Consider the following 17,472-nt stretch of genomic DNA (forward strand, 5'->3'; position numbering starts at 1 on the left):
TTCCGGATTGGTATTAGATAACAACACAGTGCATTAACACGGAAACGTCAAACCGACTGAGCCTTAACTTAGCAAACGACAAACAAGCGCACCCGGCTCCCTTAACGCATCCACGTTATAGCTAAGGACACGTCCGGCAGACGGCGCGTGATAACGGCGACACTCATTACCAAAAGCGTCATATTGAATAGCCAACAGATCATCTTGTTCTACGCTCTGCAGAAGCTCAACCTGCGGCAATACGAAACCACCAATATCAGCGCGGATAGAAACCACATCATTACCCTCTATCCAATCCATACTCGGCAGCTGCATTTTCTCGGGATGATTTATTTCAACCTCGAACATTTCATAATAAGACAGCATGTTAAAAACACCGTCTACCGCTCGTTGAATCATGTCAGGCTGAGTAAATTTCCCCATCCCAACTTCCACCGTGATGCTAGGAATTCCACTTCGATTCCAAACCGTTTCCAAAATACCTGGGTCGCCCGGATCATTGAGAACACAATCTGGCGTCATCAACCTTGCCATTTCAAGGCATTGTTCAATTCGGTAGTCAGCAAAAACATAAAGTGGGTAGACCGCGCCACGAGTTTGGGTATGTAGGTCAACGGCGAATGTCGCATTGTGTTTGAGTAAGCGATCCCACAAAGACGCAACAAAGCGCTCTGCCGCTAAGCCATTCGCATCACCCGGAAAGAGTCGATTAAGGTTGGCAGGGCAAGAGCCCGGATCCGAAGAGATAAAATCGCGGCTGTGGTTAAGCAAACCCGACAAGTTCACAGTAGGCACTATCGTGACCGTGCCTTTGAGAGTTTTACCGACTAAGTCTCTGATAATTTGCTGAGCAGCCAACACACCGTTGAGCTCATCACCGTGAATACCAGCGGTGATCATCAACTTAGGACCTGCTTGACTGCCTTTGAAAACAGAAACCGGCATGTTCTTGGGTTGCCCTAGCCCATCACTGGTTACTTGAAACCAAAACTGGTGCTCTCCAACGGGTAGGTCTTCAACATTCAAGGAGCCAATAACCTGCCTACCTTGTAAAACATCGCCTAAGTACTCTGTTTTCATCCAACGTCTCCATCTTGTTGAGCAAAATCTATTCTCTTCTAAGTTTTTGCATCATAGAGGATATCTTAATCAGTACAAACAGTTAATAAGATGAACAAGCTCTGACTTTCCCATAATACTCACGCATATCATCATCACTTCCCCTAAATAAAAGCTTGTGAAAGTCTGCACTTAAGAACCGATAAGTTATATAACCATTCACAAACCACTCAGTCTATTGAAATGAAAGTGCAATAAAATCAACACTTAAAAAGTTCCCTATTCACGAAAATGTAATTTTATAGAAATGAAAGCTTAATTTAGCTGCTCTAAATTAGCTTCATATCGAAACGGAGAGCACATTGCTCACGGATTTTAAAATACAAGGTAAGTGATTATGAAAAAGGCAGTTCTAGCTTCTGCAGTGGTAGCAGCACTAGTTTCAGGTTCTTCTCTAGCAGCAACAGTTTACAGCTCTGATGGTACAGAACTTAAAATTGGCGGTCGTGCGGAGGCTCGTTTCAACGTATCTGACAACAACGAAAGCGCATCTGACAGTTCTTTCAAAGACAAGTCACGAGCTCGTGTGAATATTTCAGGTAAATCTGAACTTTCTGATGGTTTATATGGATTCGGTAAGTATGAAGCAGAGTTCACTAGCGCATCAACAACAGAGTTCGAAGACGGAAGTGGCAATACTGTAAAAATTGAAAATGAATCTCTTACCAATCGCTACTACTACGCAGGTTTAGGAACCAAATTCGGTGAGTTCTCATACGGTAAGCAAGATTCTTCACAGGTAATGCTGACTGACATTACAGATACAATGGCAACATTTGGTGCAGATGCTGCTGATGCCGTTGATGGCAACAAAGATAAGCGTGAGAATAACTTCCTTTACTCTGGCGAGTTTGACGCGTTGACGGTACAAGCTAACTACATCGCTGCAAATGAAAAAGATGCAGATAGTTTTGGCCTTGCTGCTATGTATAACCTAGGCGCTTTTGACCTTGGTGCGGGTTATGTTTCTCAAAAGAATGGTAACTTCGATGACGATCAAATCAACCTTGTAGCTCAATTTTCTATGGATGCGTTTACGGTTGGTGGTCTATACACAATGGCTTCAGTTGCAGATAAAGATTACACAGGCTACGAGCTTTCAGCTATCTTCAAAGCAACTAAACAGCTATCACTAATTGGCGTATACAACTACGGCGAGTTCGATAAAGCGGCTGACGAAGAAGCAAATAACTTTGCTATTGAAGCGGTGTACAAGTTTAACGGCCACATTCGCACATATGCTGGTTACAAGTTTGAACAGCGAGACAATAAAGATGACCAACTACAAGCGGGCATCCGTTACGACTTCTAATCTAAATCGACTTTAGATACAGACTAAAAGGTTGGGCAATAGCTCAACCTTTTTTCATATTCAAATATTCTGACTGACTTCATCAATGCTTTTTCTGGTTAAGTGGTGCTAAATCCGTATCATAGGTGTACCACATCAAATAATTAGAAGCATCATGTCACAACACCATCCGATCCAAGGCGCTAGCTGGATGCTAACCGCAGGCCTAGCCTTTGCCGTTATTAACAGCCTAACTCAAATTGCTAGCATTCATTTCGGACTTACTTCTACCACCGTTGCCGTCATTCAATACGCCATCGCGTTGTTCGCTATTCTTCCTTATCTGAAAACGCTGGGCATTCGTCGCGCACTAAAAACCGACAACCTCAAATTGCACGTATTCCGTGTCTTCTTGTCTGTTATTGGTATTCAACTTTGGATATGGGCACTGGCTTACCCAGTACCAATTTGGCAAGGCATTGCCCTTCTCATGACATCGCCATTGTTTGCAACCATTGGTTCAGGGCTTTTCTTAAAAGAGAAAGTTGGGGCTGCTCGCTGGGGCGCGACCTTAGCAGGCTTCGTGGGTGCGATGGTGATTCTAGAGCCGTGGGCTGAAGATTTTAACTGGGCAACGTTATTACCAGTCGGTGCCGCTTTCTTCTGGGCATGCTACTCACTGATGGTGAAAAAACTCTCTTCGCAAGACAGTCCTTCAACCATGGTGGTCTATCTTCTACTATTAATCACACCATTTAACATCCTGCTTGCTGCGCCAGATTGGCAAACGCCAAGCGGCGGTACAATCTGGGCTATATTGATTGTTATCGGTGTTATGACGGCACTCGCTCAATGGGCGATAGTAAAAGCCTACTCGGTCGCTGATGCTTCGTTTGTGCAACCTTTTGACCACGCCAAATTACCGCTAAACGTTTTAGCAGGTTGGATTGTATTTAGTTGGGTTCCACCGGGTCGTTTATGGCTAGGGGCTGCTATTATTATTGCGTCAGTTGCATTTATAACGCACTGGGAAACTAAAAAACCTTCAAAAGTGAAGAAAGTTTAAGGTTGGTGAAATAAATAGTTCGACAGTCCGTTCTATATGGATAAGAGAATTCAAACGAGGCCGTAACCATGAAGAAACCAGTCAAGATTACACTATACCGTTGGGCAGGCAGCTGGGGTCCATTTAAAGTTAACATCCCATGTGGAGAATGTACCCTTACCAAAGACATTCTGAAGGATACTTTTGAGAATGAGTTGGCCGATGTCGATGTCGAACTGGAAGTGAAAGATTGGTTGTCTCACTGGTGGGAGCCGCTAAAACTAGGCTCTTGGCATGCTCCAATCCTTGTTGTTGAAGGCAAAGTGGTCAGCCAAGGTGAAGCGCTGAATCGCGGTGTGTTAATCCAATCGGTGATCAAAGAGTGGACCAAACGAGACAGCTTAAAAGGCAACATCGTTTATGGTAAGGCGACCTGCCCATTCTGTGTTAAAGCGAAGAAAATGCTGGATGAAGCGGGTGTTGAATACCAATACCACGATGTCGTAAAAGACAGCGCCGCTTTGTACCGTATGATTCCAGAGGTAAAAGCACACATTGGTGAGAAAACACCGGTCACCGTCCCGCAGATCTGGCTTGATGGTAAGTACATCGGTGGTGCCGATAACTTAGAAGCGTGGATGAAAGAGAATGGCTTAGATAGCATCCCTAATAATGTGGTCGACTTATCCAATCAATCTGCTGGCTGAGTTCATTAAAAGCCATTAGTCAGAAGCTTAATTGGTATTTTTTGTGTCCATCCACAACAAAACAAAGCGATAACTTTCACCAATCGCTAAAACGAAAAAGGCCTTAAACTTCATCGAGTTTAAGGCCTTTTAAAATTCCGTTTTTGAAAATGCTTATTTAGCCATTTTCTTCATCATTCGCTTAAAGAACGATGGTTTCTTTGGCTTTGAAGTGCCGTACAATACTTCGTGCATCATGTTTTTTGCTGCCATTTGACCAAGGTATGCGTGGCCTAGTTCGTAATTCATGCTTATCTCCGCACATAGTCAACTTTCTTTAGCGCGGATTCTACACTTAAAACGCCCAAAAACAAGATCTAAATCACACTTTAATGCAATATTAAGCATTCATTTGCAATTAGCCTAATTTTGTCTCTGTGCTAATCAGCATTGTTTTTGTATATCAATGAGTTAACCTAAATTCTGGTTTGAGCTTAATGCTCCATTCCTAATAACAACCCAAGACATTGATTTAGACACTGATAAAAAAAGCAGCTCAATAGAGCTGCTTTCTAAAATGCTTTACTGAGAAACCTAGCTGCGCTTTGGCTGTCTGTAAGTTTTACCGGCAATTTGGTATGTGTCTTTTTGCTTCAATTCAAACATCGTTTCAAAGAACCAAGCTGCAAATTTGATTAAGTCATCGCCTTCATTCATAACATGTTCGATGTACTCTTGCTCTTCGCCTTGTTCATTTTCTTGAAGCGTCACGTGGTAAATACGCTTTTCGCCTTCCACTTCAGCAAGTGCAAATTGACCAGTCAGTGATGCAGCAGCCTCAGCGACTTCTGTATCCTCATTGGATTTCAATAGCTCAAGCGCTTTAGGCAGGCCATCTAGTGCGCAGATAGCTTTTACCAGTACTTCAAATTCATTTTGCTGCATTTTGTTTTTACCTATTCAATGGACCGAAGCATTGTAGAAAACCATCAGCACAAATACAACGTATTAACGATGGTGCGTTAAACGATAGTGAATTTGGCATTTAACTATATTCCACTTCAACAGTATCGCCTTTCTTGTTCATTTTGGTTGAAGACCAAAGCACTCCGCCCATGGCTGCACCAATAATGAGGTAGAACACGCCTAATTGAAGATGAGTCGTGACCCAACTCTCTACAAGATACCCACCCAATAAACCCGCTAAACACATCTGAATTGAACCAGACAATGCCGACACCGCGCCCGCTTTCTTCTTATGAGGTTCTAATAGCATACTGATCGATAGAGGGAAGGAGATACCTTGAGCGATAGCTAACCACGTAAATGCCCACACTAAGTTAAAGATGGATAACTCATGAGTAAGTAACCAAGTCCCTGAAGCTAAAATGATCAAAATCGCAAGACTCATCAATTGTGGTGTACTAAACCTACGATTGAGCAAGTTCAAAGCCACGCTACCAATCAGTAAGCCAGCCGAAGGGACTATCATCAACGATCCGTATTCAGCGGCTGTCAGCCCCAATTGCTCTTGCATTAAGAATGGAAACAGTGATAGCGACACCAAACTCGCCATGTAACTCATCCAATTATAACTGGCACTGGTCAACACTTGGCGATTCGTCAACAAACGGCCATAGTTCTTGACCACTTGACTGACTTCAAAGCGGCTCTTCCCGTATGGCAAAGTTTCATGAAGAACAAAATAGCCGAGAGTGAATATCGCCAGTAAATACACAAGAACAAACAGGAACACCGCCTGCCAACCGAGGTGGAATGAGATCCAACCACCAAACACGGGCGCAATAATCGGCATGATCGAAGCGGTGACCGAAATATAAGACAGTGCTTTGGTCAGTTGAAGGCCATCATAGCTGTCGCGCAGCACACTTCGCCCAAGAACCGAGGCACTACCCGCCCCTAAACCTTGCAGCAAGCGACCAACTTCTAGCGCCGTCATATTGTCAGAAAACACAACACAAACAACAGTACCAATCAAATAAACACCCTGACCTAACAAGAAGATAGGTCTTCTCCCCACGGCATCGGACATCGGCCCATAAAATAGCTGAGACAAGCCAAAACCCACAAGAAACAGCGTAACGAGCAGCTGTACATCTACCTGAGTCACACTTAAGTCTGAAGCAATTAGCGGCAATGATGGTAAATAGATACTCACCCCTACCTGCCCTGTAGCTATGATCATCATGGCTAAGAGTAGCGGTGTTTTTTTAAAGGTCGATTGGCTCAAAAAATTCCCTATTCGTTTGTTATTTGTTCATCAGATGAGTTTACATTCAAAACCAATAATTGATAATTAGCTAAATTGGAATTTAATTAAGTCCCAACAGGAAATAATATGGATTGGATTCTTAACGTAAAAAGTTATGTAAAAGTGGTGGAAGAAGGCAGCTTCAATGGCGCAGCGCGTAAACTCAATACCACCAGCTCAGCGATCAGCAAAAGAGTGAACTGGTTAGAAGAACGTATCGGCACTCAACTATTAAAGCGCACCACGCGCTCAATCAGCCAAACCGAAGCGGGGGCTCTCTTTTATCTGCGAGCCAAGGATCAGCTCGATAATTGGCAATCGATTATTGATGAAACCCGATCGGTTAACCAAACGCCTGCGGGCCTACTAAAGATAGGCGCAACCATTGCTGTTGGTTCTAAGTTTCTCGTGCAATACATGGACGACTTCTTAGAAAAGTATCCAGACATTAAAGTACAGCTTATCACCACCACGCCAGGTCAATTACCTGAGCTTGGCTTGGACCTGGTGATCAGTCGTGAACTGGAACAACTCAACTCGTTAAGCTTCAAGAAAACACCACTGTTCGAACACAAAGCTAGCTTTTATGCCGCACCAAGTTACTTGGCTAAACATGGTTATCCCATCAACGAGCAAGACTTAGAGCAGCACAACTCCTTAATATGGGGAGAGCGTCCTATTCGTGAAGTCACGCTAACTAAAGGACAGCGCATCACTTTGAACGGTAACTTTGCGACCACCAACCCTGAGGCTTTGTTTCATGCCGCCAAGCGAGGAATGGGCGTACTGTTAACCATCAAAGCAATGATCAAAGAGGATCTTAAACAAGGGACACTGGTTCCAGTATTACCAAATATAACAGCCGACGAAGTGATGGTTTACGCGTACTACCCTAAGCTTGACTACTCACATACACGAACCAAGCTATTTTTAGACCACCTAAAAGATAGGCTAGACAAAGAAAGAAATAGTCAAATTTTGTGAAATATATTGCACTAAATTTGAAAAATCACACAACACGACCAATAATAAACTAGACGCATATCAAGATTATTAATGCAAGTTGCATTGTTAATACTTAAGACAGCGCTGCTACAAGATCGTATACACAAGATCATACACATACAGCTTACACACGATTCTGGTTGGCTACGGATGGTGACTATGACTCAACATACACGCAATAGCATGATAGACACAGAGCGCATTGGCCGCTTACTCAAATTGGAAGGTATCGACCTTTTAGAATCTGCCGTGCTTACTTTGCATCAAACCTTCGGTACTCAATACACCAGTATCATTGAGAAAAAGCACTTCCCCGATCAAATGGTTCCTTTGGTAATTGCCCATTCTGACCATGTACTGCATGACAAAATAAACGCACGCCATGGTCACATATACCAACAAGCCGTTAATCAAAAACACCCAGATTGCTCATTTGCTCAGTATATCGTTCAGTCACTCCCAACATCAGCATTTAGACAGGAAATCACCTCACAGAACTCAATCGCTATCCCAGCACGCAGTCAAAGTGGCGAAGTCATGGGTGTGCTTTTCTCAACCTTTAGTTCGCCTATGAGTACAGATCAACAACAAGACGTGATAAAACACCACCAGTTGTTCGCAGATATCGTCATTCACACCTTGCGTGAAATGTGGTTCAACGACCGTTCTGAGCAACTGGTTAATCAACTCAGCTACGAAGTATCACACGATAGTCTAACTGGGCTATTAAACCGTAGCTGCTTATCAGACACCTTGGAATCGATCACTCAGCAGAGTGTCACTCCCTTCACGCTCGCTCTGCTCGACATCAATAGCTTCAAAGCCATCAATGATATGCACGGTAATTATATTGGCGATAAGGTACTTCAGTTCGTTGCAGAGACCTTGCGCCGAACCTTGCCCGACAACAACCTGACGTTCCGGACGGCTGGCAACGAGTTCGCCTTCATCACCTACCATTCTGATCCGATAGCCGTGTGCGAACAAATACTGGCCAAAATTAAGCAGGGCTACAGTAGCGTTGATATCAAGATAGATTTCGACGTCAGCATCGGTATTGCCAGTTCGGATGGAGACAACAAAGACGTTGAGCAAATCATCTTCAATACCAGCTTGGCGCTTAAAGAGTGTAAACACAGCCAAGATACTCATATTCAATGTTATGACACTCACTTAAGAGTTCGTTACCAAAGAAAAACCGAGCTAGTCGCAGCGCTACGAAGTGAGCTGGAAAACCCAATTTCACAAAGCTATATCCCCGACAGCAATGGAATGTACGTAGTGGTACAGCCGATTGTGGGTCAAGGTGAAACGCAATGGGAATATTTCGAGGTACTGACTCGCTGGAGAACCGCCAGACATGGAGACATCTCACCCGTAGAGTTTATTCAAGTGGCAGAAGAGTCAGGGCTGATTGTCGAATTAGGTGAACGCATTATTGAATTGGTGTGCCGCGCTAAAACCACACTAGAGCAAGGCTTGGGCTACAAGGTTAAACTTGGAATCAACTGCTCTGCGCACGAGCTTACTGATTCGAAACGTTATATATCCTACCTGACTCGAACCATTGAACAGCACCATTTTAAGGCGAATGAGTTTGTTATCGAGTTAACCGAAACCGTTCTGTTATCGCCAACACAAGAGACAAAATCCGCGCTTAACTTTCTGAGAGGACAAGGCTTCACGATTGCACTCGACGACTTTGGTACAGGCTACTCCAGTTTGAACTACATCCACAGCTACCCTATCGATTGCATTAAAATTGATGCGACCTTTATTCGAGACTTGTTAACTAGTTCGACCTCAGAGAGCGTAGTATGGCTGATTGTTCAACTGGCCCATAGACTCGATGTATCTTTGGTTGCGGAAGGTGTTGAGAAGCATGAGCAATTAGAAAAGCTGCACGCGATGGGATGTGACAAGATCCAAGGTTACCTCTACTCACCTCCAATGCGACCTGAAGCTATCGTTAGCTATGTCGCGCACTCAGAGCCTTTAGTTTAAACCTTTACCGAACCTTCTATTGAGAACTAAAAAGCCGCAAGAGCATCACTTAACACTGACTGTGCTTTGTGATGCTCTTGCGGCTTTAAAACAGTTTAATGGCTAGCTACTTACTAGCATTATTAACCATTGCTAGATTGCGCGTTTCTAACGCTGCCTTCAATAGCTTGTCGGCTTCATCTCTCGCGGCTGTGAATGTCGCTTTTTCCTTTTTAGGCACAGAATCGGCCATTGGGATATTCGCTTTCATCGCATCAACAGGGCGACCACGTTCGATCAGTTCATAGTGCAAGTGAGCACCTGTCACTCGACCCGTTTTACCCGATAGGCCAATACGTTGACCACGAGATACCGTTTGTCCTTTACGAACAAGGATCTTGCTTAAGTGCAAGTAGCGCGTTTTATAAGTGCTACCGTGTTGAATCACCACATAGTTACCCGCATAAGGGTGTTTACGCGTCATGATCACTTTGCCATCACCCGTTGCTTGAACAGGTGTGCCAATTGGCGTCGCGAAATCTGTACCGTTGTGCGGTGAGATTCGGCCAGTCACAGGGTGTAAGCGCTTAGGGTTAAACTGAGAACTTTGGCGCCAGCTACTGCTCACTGGGTAACGTTGGAAAGCACGTTGTAAGCTATCGCCATTAGCATCGTAATATTGTCCGTCAGTGTGTAAGTATGCTGACACAACGCGGTTACGATTCATGATCTTAATTGCTTCAATTTCACGTTTTCCGGTTGCAACACCATCAACATATTGCGCTTTTTGAAGCACTTCAAACTGATCGCCAGCACGTAGGTCTCGGCTAAAGTTCAGCTTATCTTTAAGAAGAGTCACAATATGGTCAATCTCAAGACTGCTCAGGCCAACCTTGTTCGCCGACATAGAGAAGCTGCCTTGAATATCACCCACTAAAGGTTTTTGCTTCCACTCGCCCGGAATAGAGATATCTTCAAACTCGTATGTACCATCTTCAAGCAGTCGGTAAACCACTTTATCTGCAACACTAAATTGAAGTTCCATTTTGGAAAGGTCGCCCGTCGCTTCATCACGCCAAAAACGCAATGTGTTACCTGGGCGAAGCGTGTCTAACGCAAGGAAGTTTAAATCGGTTTCCATCACGCTCATCATCGATTTGTAAGAAAATCCAAGCTGAGTGAAGATGCTACTCAAGTTATCGCCAGATTGAATTTGATACTCAAATGTCGGCGGCTCAATAACGGTAACAGAAGATGGTGACAGAATTGACTCAATAACGGTTGAGTCGGGCAAATCAAGATCGATCGTTTTCGTCAGATCCGATTGTGACGATTGCAAAGCAACACCAATCGCAGCAATAAGTGGCAGTCCCAAAATAGCTACTTTTTTTACAGGTGAAAGCTCAGCAAACGGAGAGGGAAATATTTTTGAATACACGGTAAACAGGTCTTTCTACGATATAAAGGCATAGGATATGCTTTTCAAACGCATAAATCATCAATGCATTGTCATAATATGATGTGAATCTTCCCAACTTAGCCTAAGTCATTGAGTTGCCGTAGATGAAGAGCCACTAGATAAGAAATAAAATTAACCGCTAAATTTAAAAATAAAAAAGCAGAAACGGCTAGTTTCTGCTTTCTATTGGTTTACGTTATTCCGTTTCGAATAATTAATAAACGAAGCGAATTAGTCGCTGGTTTTAAGAAAAGATTATGCGTTTACCGTCGACACTAAGCAGTTGTCTTCACCAAACTCATTTGGGATGTAACGGTCAGCATTCGCATCGTTCACCCATTGTTGGTCATCAACTAGGTAGCGGAATTGAAACTCGCCATCTTTAGGTAGACGAGTTTTAAACTTGTAAACCTTCCCTTTGGCCAGTTTTTTCATTGGGGTGGCTTTCCAATCAAGAAAGTCAGCAACGATAGATACAGAGTTCGCTTCCTGAGCTTCTAGCTCGAAGGTCACTTCAACTTCATCTTTCGTCTTAAAAAAACGTTTATTAATCATTCGCAAGCTCCATTTGTAATAATAAGCGGACACAAAGCTAACTGTGTCTAAATTTCATTCATCTAACTAAGATAATATGTAATTTGGCTCACATAAACAACAGATCCTTACATTCACGAAAACGTTATTGCTTACCAATTGATTGCGTATCAAAAGAAAAACTCATTAACACCTTTTCAGAAGGGGGTTCTGCAAATGATTGTTCCGCAGAATGCTGAGTAAAGCCGATAAAACCTTCCCCAGTAAGTTTATTCTGTGATTGCGAACCTGGCTGCTGAGCTACCTCCAATGTCTGAATTTGTATACGATCACCCAGTAAAAGTTGGTCGACTAACACCACACGGCTTCGTTGCTGGTCATGCTTAAACAGGCCTAGATAATAGAAAACACCGCTGCCTTGGTTAGATATCCACATCGGCGCGACAAAGAAACTCGCCTTGCCCAACGTGGCGGCTGAAAGATTATTGGTGTCTACCGTTACCACACCGCGCTCAACACCTGAGTCATAGCGTCCAAACGCGATGGCTCTAGGCTCATCAACTTCATTGATAAAAGCGTAGGCGTTAGTCTCAGGAACTTTAATTGTCCATGGATTGGTCGTCTTCAAATCAAAAACGGTTTCTACGACTGGGTCATAACTGACTTGAGAAGAAGGAAACTTCGCCAAGATCTCTTCATCACTTAAGCTAAAGCGATAAATACCCGCTACTATCACCACAACCAGCATGACAATTGGAATCAGTAGAATCAGAGGGATAGGTAAGATTTTCTTTTTCATGGGCAATTATATTCTTTTGTTTTCATCCAGTTGTGCAGACCATAAAGGGCTTTAGTATAATTATCAATACAGGGTTAACCAGAAGTGGAGCATGGATGGATATCAATCATATTAAAGATAGAAATATCAGAAGTTGCGAATGCCGCTGTGGAGCAGTCAACCTAGTATGCCGAGGTGAACCTCAACGTACATCTGTCTGCCATTGCTATGAGTGTCAGAAACGCACCGGAAGTGTGTTCGGCGTTCAGGCTCGGTTCCCAATAGAACAAGTTACACTCAGCGGTGAAGTGACCTCTTTTTCACGCATCAGCGATACGGGTAATGAAGTCACCTATCAGTTTTGTCCCAAGTGTGGCACCACCATGCTTTTGCAGTCGGTTGCCGCCGCTGATTTTTATATCGTCCCGCTCGGGTTATTTAAAGAGCAAGACTTCCCACTGCCGAGCTTTTCGGTTTATGAAGAACGCAAACACGGTTGGGTTAAGTTCGACCACCAAATGAGCCATTACAACTAGTTCGTCATTGAGCGTTATCTTTATCTCGTTATTGACCGTTATCTTTATATAGCAACAGTATTATAACAAACTGCAATACTGTTGCCTAAGATCAAATATCAACGCTTCACAGCGCTAGCGTATCTTTTGTCTAGCGTTATAATCTTGCTCCTCTATTTAACCCAGGGTGAACCACATGATTTCTAAGTTACCTCGCTGGGTTGAATACGGCGCCCTTTTGTTAGCTGGTCTTGCTGGCAGTGTTAATGCTATCGGCTTACTTGGCTTCCAACATCAAGCTATCTCCCATATCTCCGGCACCATGTCTTTGCTAGGCAGTAGCCTGCTTACACCGACCTCGGCTTCTGTTCACCTCCTATTGGTGATCATGAGCTTCATGTTAGGTGCGGCGTTCAGCGGGTTCTTTATTGAAAACCAAGCATTGAAGTTAGGACGCCGTTACGGTGTTGCACTATGTATTGAGGGTGGATTGCTGTTTTTGGCGCTGTGGACACTGTTGCAAGGCTATACTTCAGGTCAGTATTTCGCTTCAGCCGCGTGTGGTTTGCAGAACGCGATGATCACCACTTACAGCGGGGCAATCATTCGAACAACACACATGAGCGGGATCATTACCGATCTTGGGATCATGATTGGCGCTCGCTTAAAGGGGATGCCTTTTGACCGCCGTAAAGCCAAACTGCTAATTTTCATTGTGGTTGGCTTCCTGTTTGGCGGCTTAATTGGCGCTTGTCTGTTCCAACGCTTCGAAATCTTGGCATTGGCTTTCCCTGCCTCTTTTGCTTTCATTATTGCGTTTAGCTACTGGTTATACTTGACCTATCGAACTGAAACCCCAGTCAATTTATAAATATCTGGCAATATAACCTCAAACTACGTAACATCCGCAACACTTTATTCTAAACTCTTAATACGTTGCAGAATAACCAGTATGAATATTTAGCGATATTTGATGAATAGTATTGCAAGCGATATTAATACTGGGTAATCTTGCACCCAATGAGAAAATACGGACGTTTAGTGAATAAAAATGCCAAGGATGTGGCTTTTTTACGTGTAGAAATTCGAGAACAATAACATGTCTAACAACAAGAATACTGCTCAAACAGAGAAATCTAAAGGCAGTTTCTGGGTTTTCTTAATCCCATCATTGATTGGTTTATTCCTTTTCATGGCGCCAATCAGCTATCAAGGTGATCTAACCATCCCTGTAGCTATCTTAGCCAAATCAATTCAAGCGGTTTTCGGTGAGTCTCTAGTTGCTATTATCACTGCAATCGTTGCTTTCATGTCTGTAGCTTCAGTTTTAAGCACCATTTTTAAGCCTACATTCATTACATCAAATTCATTTTTAAACGGCCTTTTCAACCCATCTCCACTGTGGTTGCTGGTTCGTTTAATTGGTGGTGCTGCAGCCGTTATGGCTTTCTTCCAAGTTGGCCCTGAGGTTATTTGGGAAGAAAATACTGGTGGTCTGGTTCTAGAAGGCCTGCTTCCGACACTGTTCTCAGTATTCATCTTTGCTGGTTTGCTACTTCCGCTTCTACTTAACTTTGGTCTACTAGAGCTGTTTGGCACGCTACTAAGTAAAATCATGCGTCCAATCTTCAACCTACCAGGCCGCAGTGCTATTGACTGTATGGCTTCTTGGTTGGGTGACGGCAGTGTTGGTATCCTGCTTACAAGCAAACAGTACGAGAAGAAATTCTACACTCAGCGTGAAGCTGCGGTTGTTGGTACGACTTTCTCAGCAGTATCTATCACATTCAGTCTTGTGGTTATTGCTCAGGTAGAACTAGAGCACCTGTTCCTACCTTTCTACGCAGCAATCTGTTTAGCGGGTATTGTGGCAGCGGTGATCATCCCTCGCCTTCCACCACTAAGCATGAAGAAAGATACTTTCATTGATGGCAGCAAGCCGCACAAAGACGCTGACGCGATCCCAGCAGGTCACTCAACGTTCTCTTGGGGTCTTGAGCTAGCGGTAAATAAAGCATCTCAAGTAAAGTCGGCTAAATCTGTATTTGGCGAAGGCGTTCGTAACGCCGTAGATATGGTATTTGGCGTACTGCCTGTGGTGATGGGCCTTGGTACGATGGCACTGGTTATTGCGGAATACACATCGGTATTCTCATTCCTAGGTCAACCTTTTATTCCGTTCCTAGAGCTACTTGGTGTTCCTGAAGCGGTTGCGGCATCTGAAACCATCGTGGTTGGTTTTGCAGACATGTTCATCCCAGCAATCCTTGCGGCTTCTATCGACAACGAGATGACTCGCTTTGTTATTGCAGCAATGTCGGTAACTCAGCTGATCTACATGTCTGAAGTGGGCGCTCTGCTTCTAGGCAGTAAGATTCCAGTGAACATCTTAGAACTGTTTATTATCTTTATTCTACGTACGTTAATTACGCTTCCAGTTATCGCTGGTGTAGCGCATCTAATATTCTAAATTAGATACTACTTATGTAACTCAATAAAGATTCAGTTTATAAAGCCTCACTTTTGTGGGGCTTTTTATTAGCACAAATATATACACAGCATTATTTAGAGTTCAATCAATTTATAAGTTCTGTATATCACTTGATTTCATATCATTTATTCAACCCACCTCTTGTTAATAGAAAACTGAACGCATAATCGTCAAATTAATACATTCTTAATCCCTCCTTAAACTCTGTCTAGCCCCATTCCCCAACTCATTGAACCAAATACTAAAAGTAACAAATATGTGATTTAGTGAATTTTGTATTGTTTAGGTTGTTGTATTTTTGCAGTCTATTTTGTGAAATTACATTCAAGTAAAACCCAATCTAGTCGATATATATAATTACAAAAACACGATTAACTTTAGTCTTCGCAAAGCCTGTGAGAAGGGGAAAACTCAATGAAATTTAGCCATAAGGTGGTTGCTGCATCATCAGCCTTGCTGCTAGTGACAGTATCATTGCTTTCAATACAACAACTTTACACTGTAAGAAGTGCAGTAGAAAACCACGTCAATGCGAGCCTGAAAGAGATGGTCTCGGGCGTGAAAAATACCGTCGTATCGGAGATGAACGCCAAGAAAGCGTTGGCTCAATCGACGACTGAAGTCATCGAGATCAACCCTGAAGATCGCGCTTACGTTAAAGAAATCTTAGAAAAGCCAAAGCTTAAAAACAGCTTCCTAGCGGTTGGTTTTGGTTATGAAGCAAACGGTTTCGTTATTGAAAATGATGATGGTTGGGATGCCGGTCCAGACTACGACCCACGAATTCGTCCTTGGTACATTGATGCTAAATCCAAAAACAGTTTAGTTGTTACCGCTCCTTATGTGGATGCATCAAGTAAGAAAGTCATCATATCAGTAGGTACTCCAGTTAAAGACAACGGCCGCTTTACTGCGGGTATGTTCTACGACCTAGAATTGACGAACCTTGCTACCTTGGTCAACCAAGTGAACTTGTTTGATGCGGGTTATCTGTTCCTAGTAACAGCCGACGGCACCACGATTGCTCACCCAAATGCGAAAAACAACGGTGAAACGCTATCAAGCTACATGCCACAAGCGACTATTCGTGAAGGCTCTCAAGAAATTGAAGTCGACGGCAAAATGTTCCTAGTTAATTTCACCCACATCCCTAGTGAAGATTGGTACATCGGTGCCATCCTGGATGAAGAGATCGCTTTCCAAACCGTTGAAGAGTTGAAGAACAGCTCAATGATCTACTCTTTGATTGCGGTAATTCTCAGCATCATTGCTCTAACAGTTCTAATTCGCGTGTTAATGCGTCCACTGGATGCACTTAACCAAGCGATTCAAGATGTAGCAAGTGGACAAGGTGACTTAACTAAGCGCCTAGATACCAACACAGACCAAGAGTTCTCTGACCTAGCGAAAGGTTTCAACACCTTTACTGAAAACCTGCAAAATCAGATCATTCAATCGAAAGCGATTGGTGTTGAAATTAAGCGTGGTACTGAAATCACGGTTAAAGGTGCAGGCGAATCAGCGAAAGCGATGAATACCCAACTGGAAGAGCTTGAACAGTTAGCGACTGCAATGAACGAGATGGCGGTTACTGCAACTGAAGTTGCAAACAATGCTCAAGGCGCAGCAGCGGCAGCCCGTGAAGCAGACGAAGCAACGCTAGACGGCACATCTGTCGTAAGTGACACCACTCAAGCGATTGATAACCTTTCAGCACGTATCGACCAAGCGGTTGCCGAAGTACAAGTACTTGAATCAGCAACAGCCAACATCGAAACAATTCTAAAAGTAATCAACGATATTGCAGACCAAACCAACCTACTGGCATTGAATGCGGCTATTGAAGCGGCGCGTGCTGGTGAATCAGGCCGTGGTTTCGCAGTCGTTGCCGATGAAGTTCGTACTCTGGCACAACGTACTCAAGAATCAACTACGGAAATCCGCAACATGATCGAGCAGCTCCAAGCGGGTGCAAGCTCAGTATCGAACGCGATGAACCAAAGTAAAGACACAGCCACTGACGCCGTTGAACGCGCTCAGCAAGCGAACTCTTCACTTGACCGTATCCGTGACGCGATTCAACGCATCTCAGATATGAACATCCAGATTGCTTCAGCGGCAGAAGAGCAGAGCTTAGTAGCGGAAGAGATCAATAACAACACTGTTAAGATCAAAGACCTTTCAACACAAGTATCAACAGCGGCCCAAGAAGCGAATACCGCAATGCAGCAGCAAACTGACAATGTTCGCCAACAAGACGAGCTATTGAATAAGTTTACGGTTTAACCAAGGTT

Annotated in this window: 16 protein-coding genes; 9 read left to right on the plus strand and 7 right to left on the minus strand. The window is 43.6% G+C overall.

Annotated elements, in window-relative coordinates:
• Positions 1–63: 63 nt before the first annotated feature.
• Positions 64–1,080: a succinylglutamate desuccinylase/aspartoacylase family protein gene (locus tag AB4249_RS15600; protein ID WP_122081174.1), complete on the minus strand. Its 1,017-nt coding sequence runs from the start codon at positions 1,078–1,080 to the stop codon at positions 64–66.
• Positions 1,081–1,456: 376 nt separating this feature from the next.
• Here AB4249_RS15600 and AB4249_RS15605 point away from each other — a divergent pair, with 376 nt between their 5' ends.
• From AB4249_RS15605 to AB4249_RS15615, 3 genes are all read left to right on the plus strand, one after another.
• Positions 1,457–2,431 (plus strand): porin, encoded by a 975-nt coding sequence (locus AB4249_RS15605; protein WP_017064330.1) that lies wholly within the window; start codon positions 1,457–1,459, stop codon positions 2,429–2,431.
• 154 nt (positions 2,432–2,585) lie between these two features.
• Positions 2,586–3,476 carry a DMT family transporter gene (locus AB4249_RS15610; RefSeq protein WP_017062738.1) on the plus strand — a complete coding sequence of 297 codons (891 nt, stop codon included), beginning with the start codon at positions 2,586–2,588 and terminating at the stop codon, positions 3,474–3,476.
• A 68-nt stretch (positions 3,477–3,544) separates the two neighbouring features.
• Entirely contained in the window at positions 3,545–4,162 is a 618-nt protein-coding gene (locus tag AB4249_RS15615; RefSeq protein WP_017062739.1) for a glutaredoxin domain-containing protein, read from the plus strand.
• 153 nt (positions 4,163–4,315) lie between these two features.
• Here AB4249_RS15615 and AB4249_RS15620 read toward each other — a convergent pair whose 3' ends face one another.
• The 3 genes from AB4249_RS15620 to AB4249_RS15630 form a co-directional block, all read right to left on the minus strand.
• Positions 4,316–4,450 carry a hypothetical protein gene (locus tag AB4249_RS15620; RefSeq protein ID WP_277869202.1) on the minus strand — a complete coding sequence of 45 codons (135 nt, stop codon included), beginning with the start codon at positions 4,448–4,450 and terminating at the stop codon, positions 4,316–4,318.
• Between the two features lie 285 nt (positions 4,451–4,735).
• A complete protein-coding gene (locus AB4249_RS15625; RefSeq protein ID WP_372103849.1) occupies positions 4,736–5,086 on the minus strand; it encodes a hypothetical protein in 351 nt (116 codons plus the stop codon).
• A gap of 100 nt (positions 5,087–5,186) precedes the next feature.
• A complete protein-coding gene (locus AB4249_RS15630; RefSeq protein ID WP_372103852.1) occupies positions 5,187–6,392 on the minus strand; it encodes a multidrug effflux MFS transporter in 1,206 nt (401 codons plus the stop codon).
• 108 nt (positions 6,393–6,500) lie between these two features.
• Here AB4249_RS15630 and AB4249_RS15635 point away from each other — a divergent pair, with 108 nt between their 5' ends.
• Both AB4249_RS15635 and AB4249_RS15640 read left to right on the plus strand, forming a co-directional pair.
• Positions 6,501–7,397, plus strand: coding sequence for a LysR family transcriptional regulator (locus AB4249_RS15635; RefSeq protein ID WP_009845717.1), 897 nt, complete (start codon positions 6,501–6,503; stop codon positions 7,395–7,397).
• A 180-nt stretch (positions 7,398–7,577) separates the two neighbouring features.
• Entirely contained in the window at positions 7,578–9,422 is a 1,845-nt protein-coding gene (locus tag AB4249_RS15640; protein ID WP_372103855.1) for a putative bifunctional diguanylate cyclase/phosphodiesterase, read from the plus strand.
• Between the two features lie 106 nt (positions 9,423–9,528).
• Here the strand turns inward: AB4249_RS15640 and AB4249_RS15645 are convergent, their stop codons facing one another.
• The 3 genes from AB4249_RS15645 to AB4249_RS15655 all read right to left on the minus strand — a co-directional run bounded on the left by AB4249_RS15645 (position 9,529) and on the right by AB4249_RS15655 (position 12,193).
• Positions 9,529–10,839 carry a peptidoglycan DD-metalloendopeptidase family protein gene (locus tag AB4249_RS15645; protein ID WP_136975961.1) on the minus strand — a complete coding sequence of 437 codons (1,311 nt, stop codon included), beginning with the start codon at positions 10,837–10,839 and terminating at the stop codon, positions 9,529–9,531.
• Between the two features lie 276 nt (positions 10,840–11,115).
• Entirely contained in the window at positions 11,116–11,415 is a 300-nt protein-coding gene (locus AB4249_RS15650; protein WP_009845720.1) for an isoamylase early set domain-containing protein, read from the minus strand.
• Between the two features lie 124 nt (positions 11,416–11,539).
• Positions 11,540–12,193 carry a hypothetical protein gene (locus AB4249_RS15655; protein WP_017064322.1) on the minus strand — a complete coding sequence of 218 codons (654 nt, stop codon included), beginning with the start codon at positions 12,191–12,193 and terminating at the stop codon, positions 11,540–11,542.
• A gap of 32 nt (positions 12,194–12,225) precedes the next feature.
• Here AB4249_RS15655 and AB4249_RS15660 point away from each other — a divergent pair, with 32 nt between their 5' ends.
• From AB4249_RS15660 to AB4249_RS15675, 4 genes are all read left to right on the plus strand, one after another.
• Positions 12,226–12,708 carry a GFA family protein gene (locus AB4249_RS15660; protein WP_170926836.1) on the plus strand — a complete coding sequence of 161 codons (483 nt, stop codon included), beginning with the start codon at positions 12,226–12,228 and terminating at the stop codon, positions 12,706–12,708.
• A gap of 175 nt (positions 12,709–12,883) precedes the next feature.
• The gene (locus tag AB4249_RS15665) at positions 12,884–13,558 is read left to right on the plus strand and encodes a YoaK family protein (RefSeq protein WP_017062746.1); all 675 of its coding nucleotides are present in this window, start codon (positions 12,884–12,886) and stop codon (positions 13,556–13,558) included.
• Positions 13,559–13,786: 228 nt separating this feature from the next.
• On the plus strand, positions 13,787–15,157 hold the full coding sequence (locus AB4249_RS15670) for a YjiH family protein (protein ID WP_372103858.1): 1,371 nt from the start codon (positions 13,787–13,789) through the stop codon (positions 15,155–15,157).
• Positions 15,158–15,592: 435 nt separating this feature from the next.
• On the plus strand, positions 15,593–17,464 hold the full coding sequence (locus AB4249_RS15675) for a methyl-accepting chemotaxis protein (RefSeq protein ID WP_017062748.1): 1,872 nt from the start codon (positions 15,593–15,595) through the stop codon (positions 17,462–17,464).
• Positions 17,465–17,472 lie beyond the last annotated feature (8 nt).

The sequence above is a fragment of the Vibrio sp. 10N.261.55.F4 genome (genome assembly GCF_041470465.1).
GTDB classification, from domain to species: domain Bacteria; phylum Pseudomonadota; class Gammaproteobacteria; order Enterobacterales; family Vibrionaceae; genus Vibrio; species Vibrio crassostreae_C.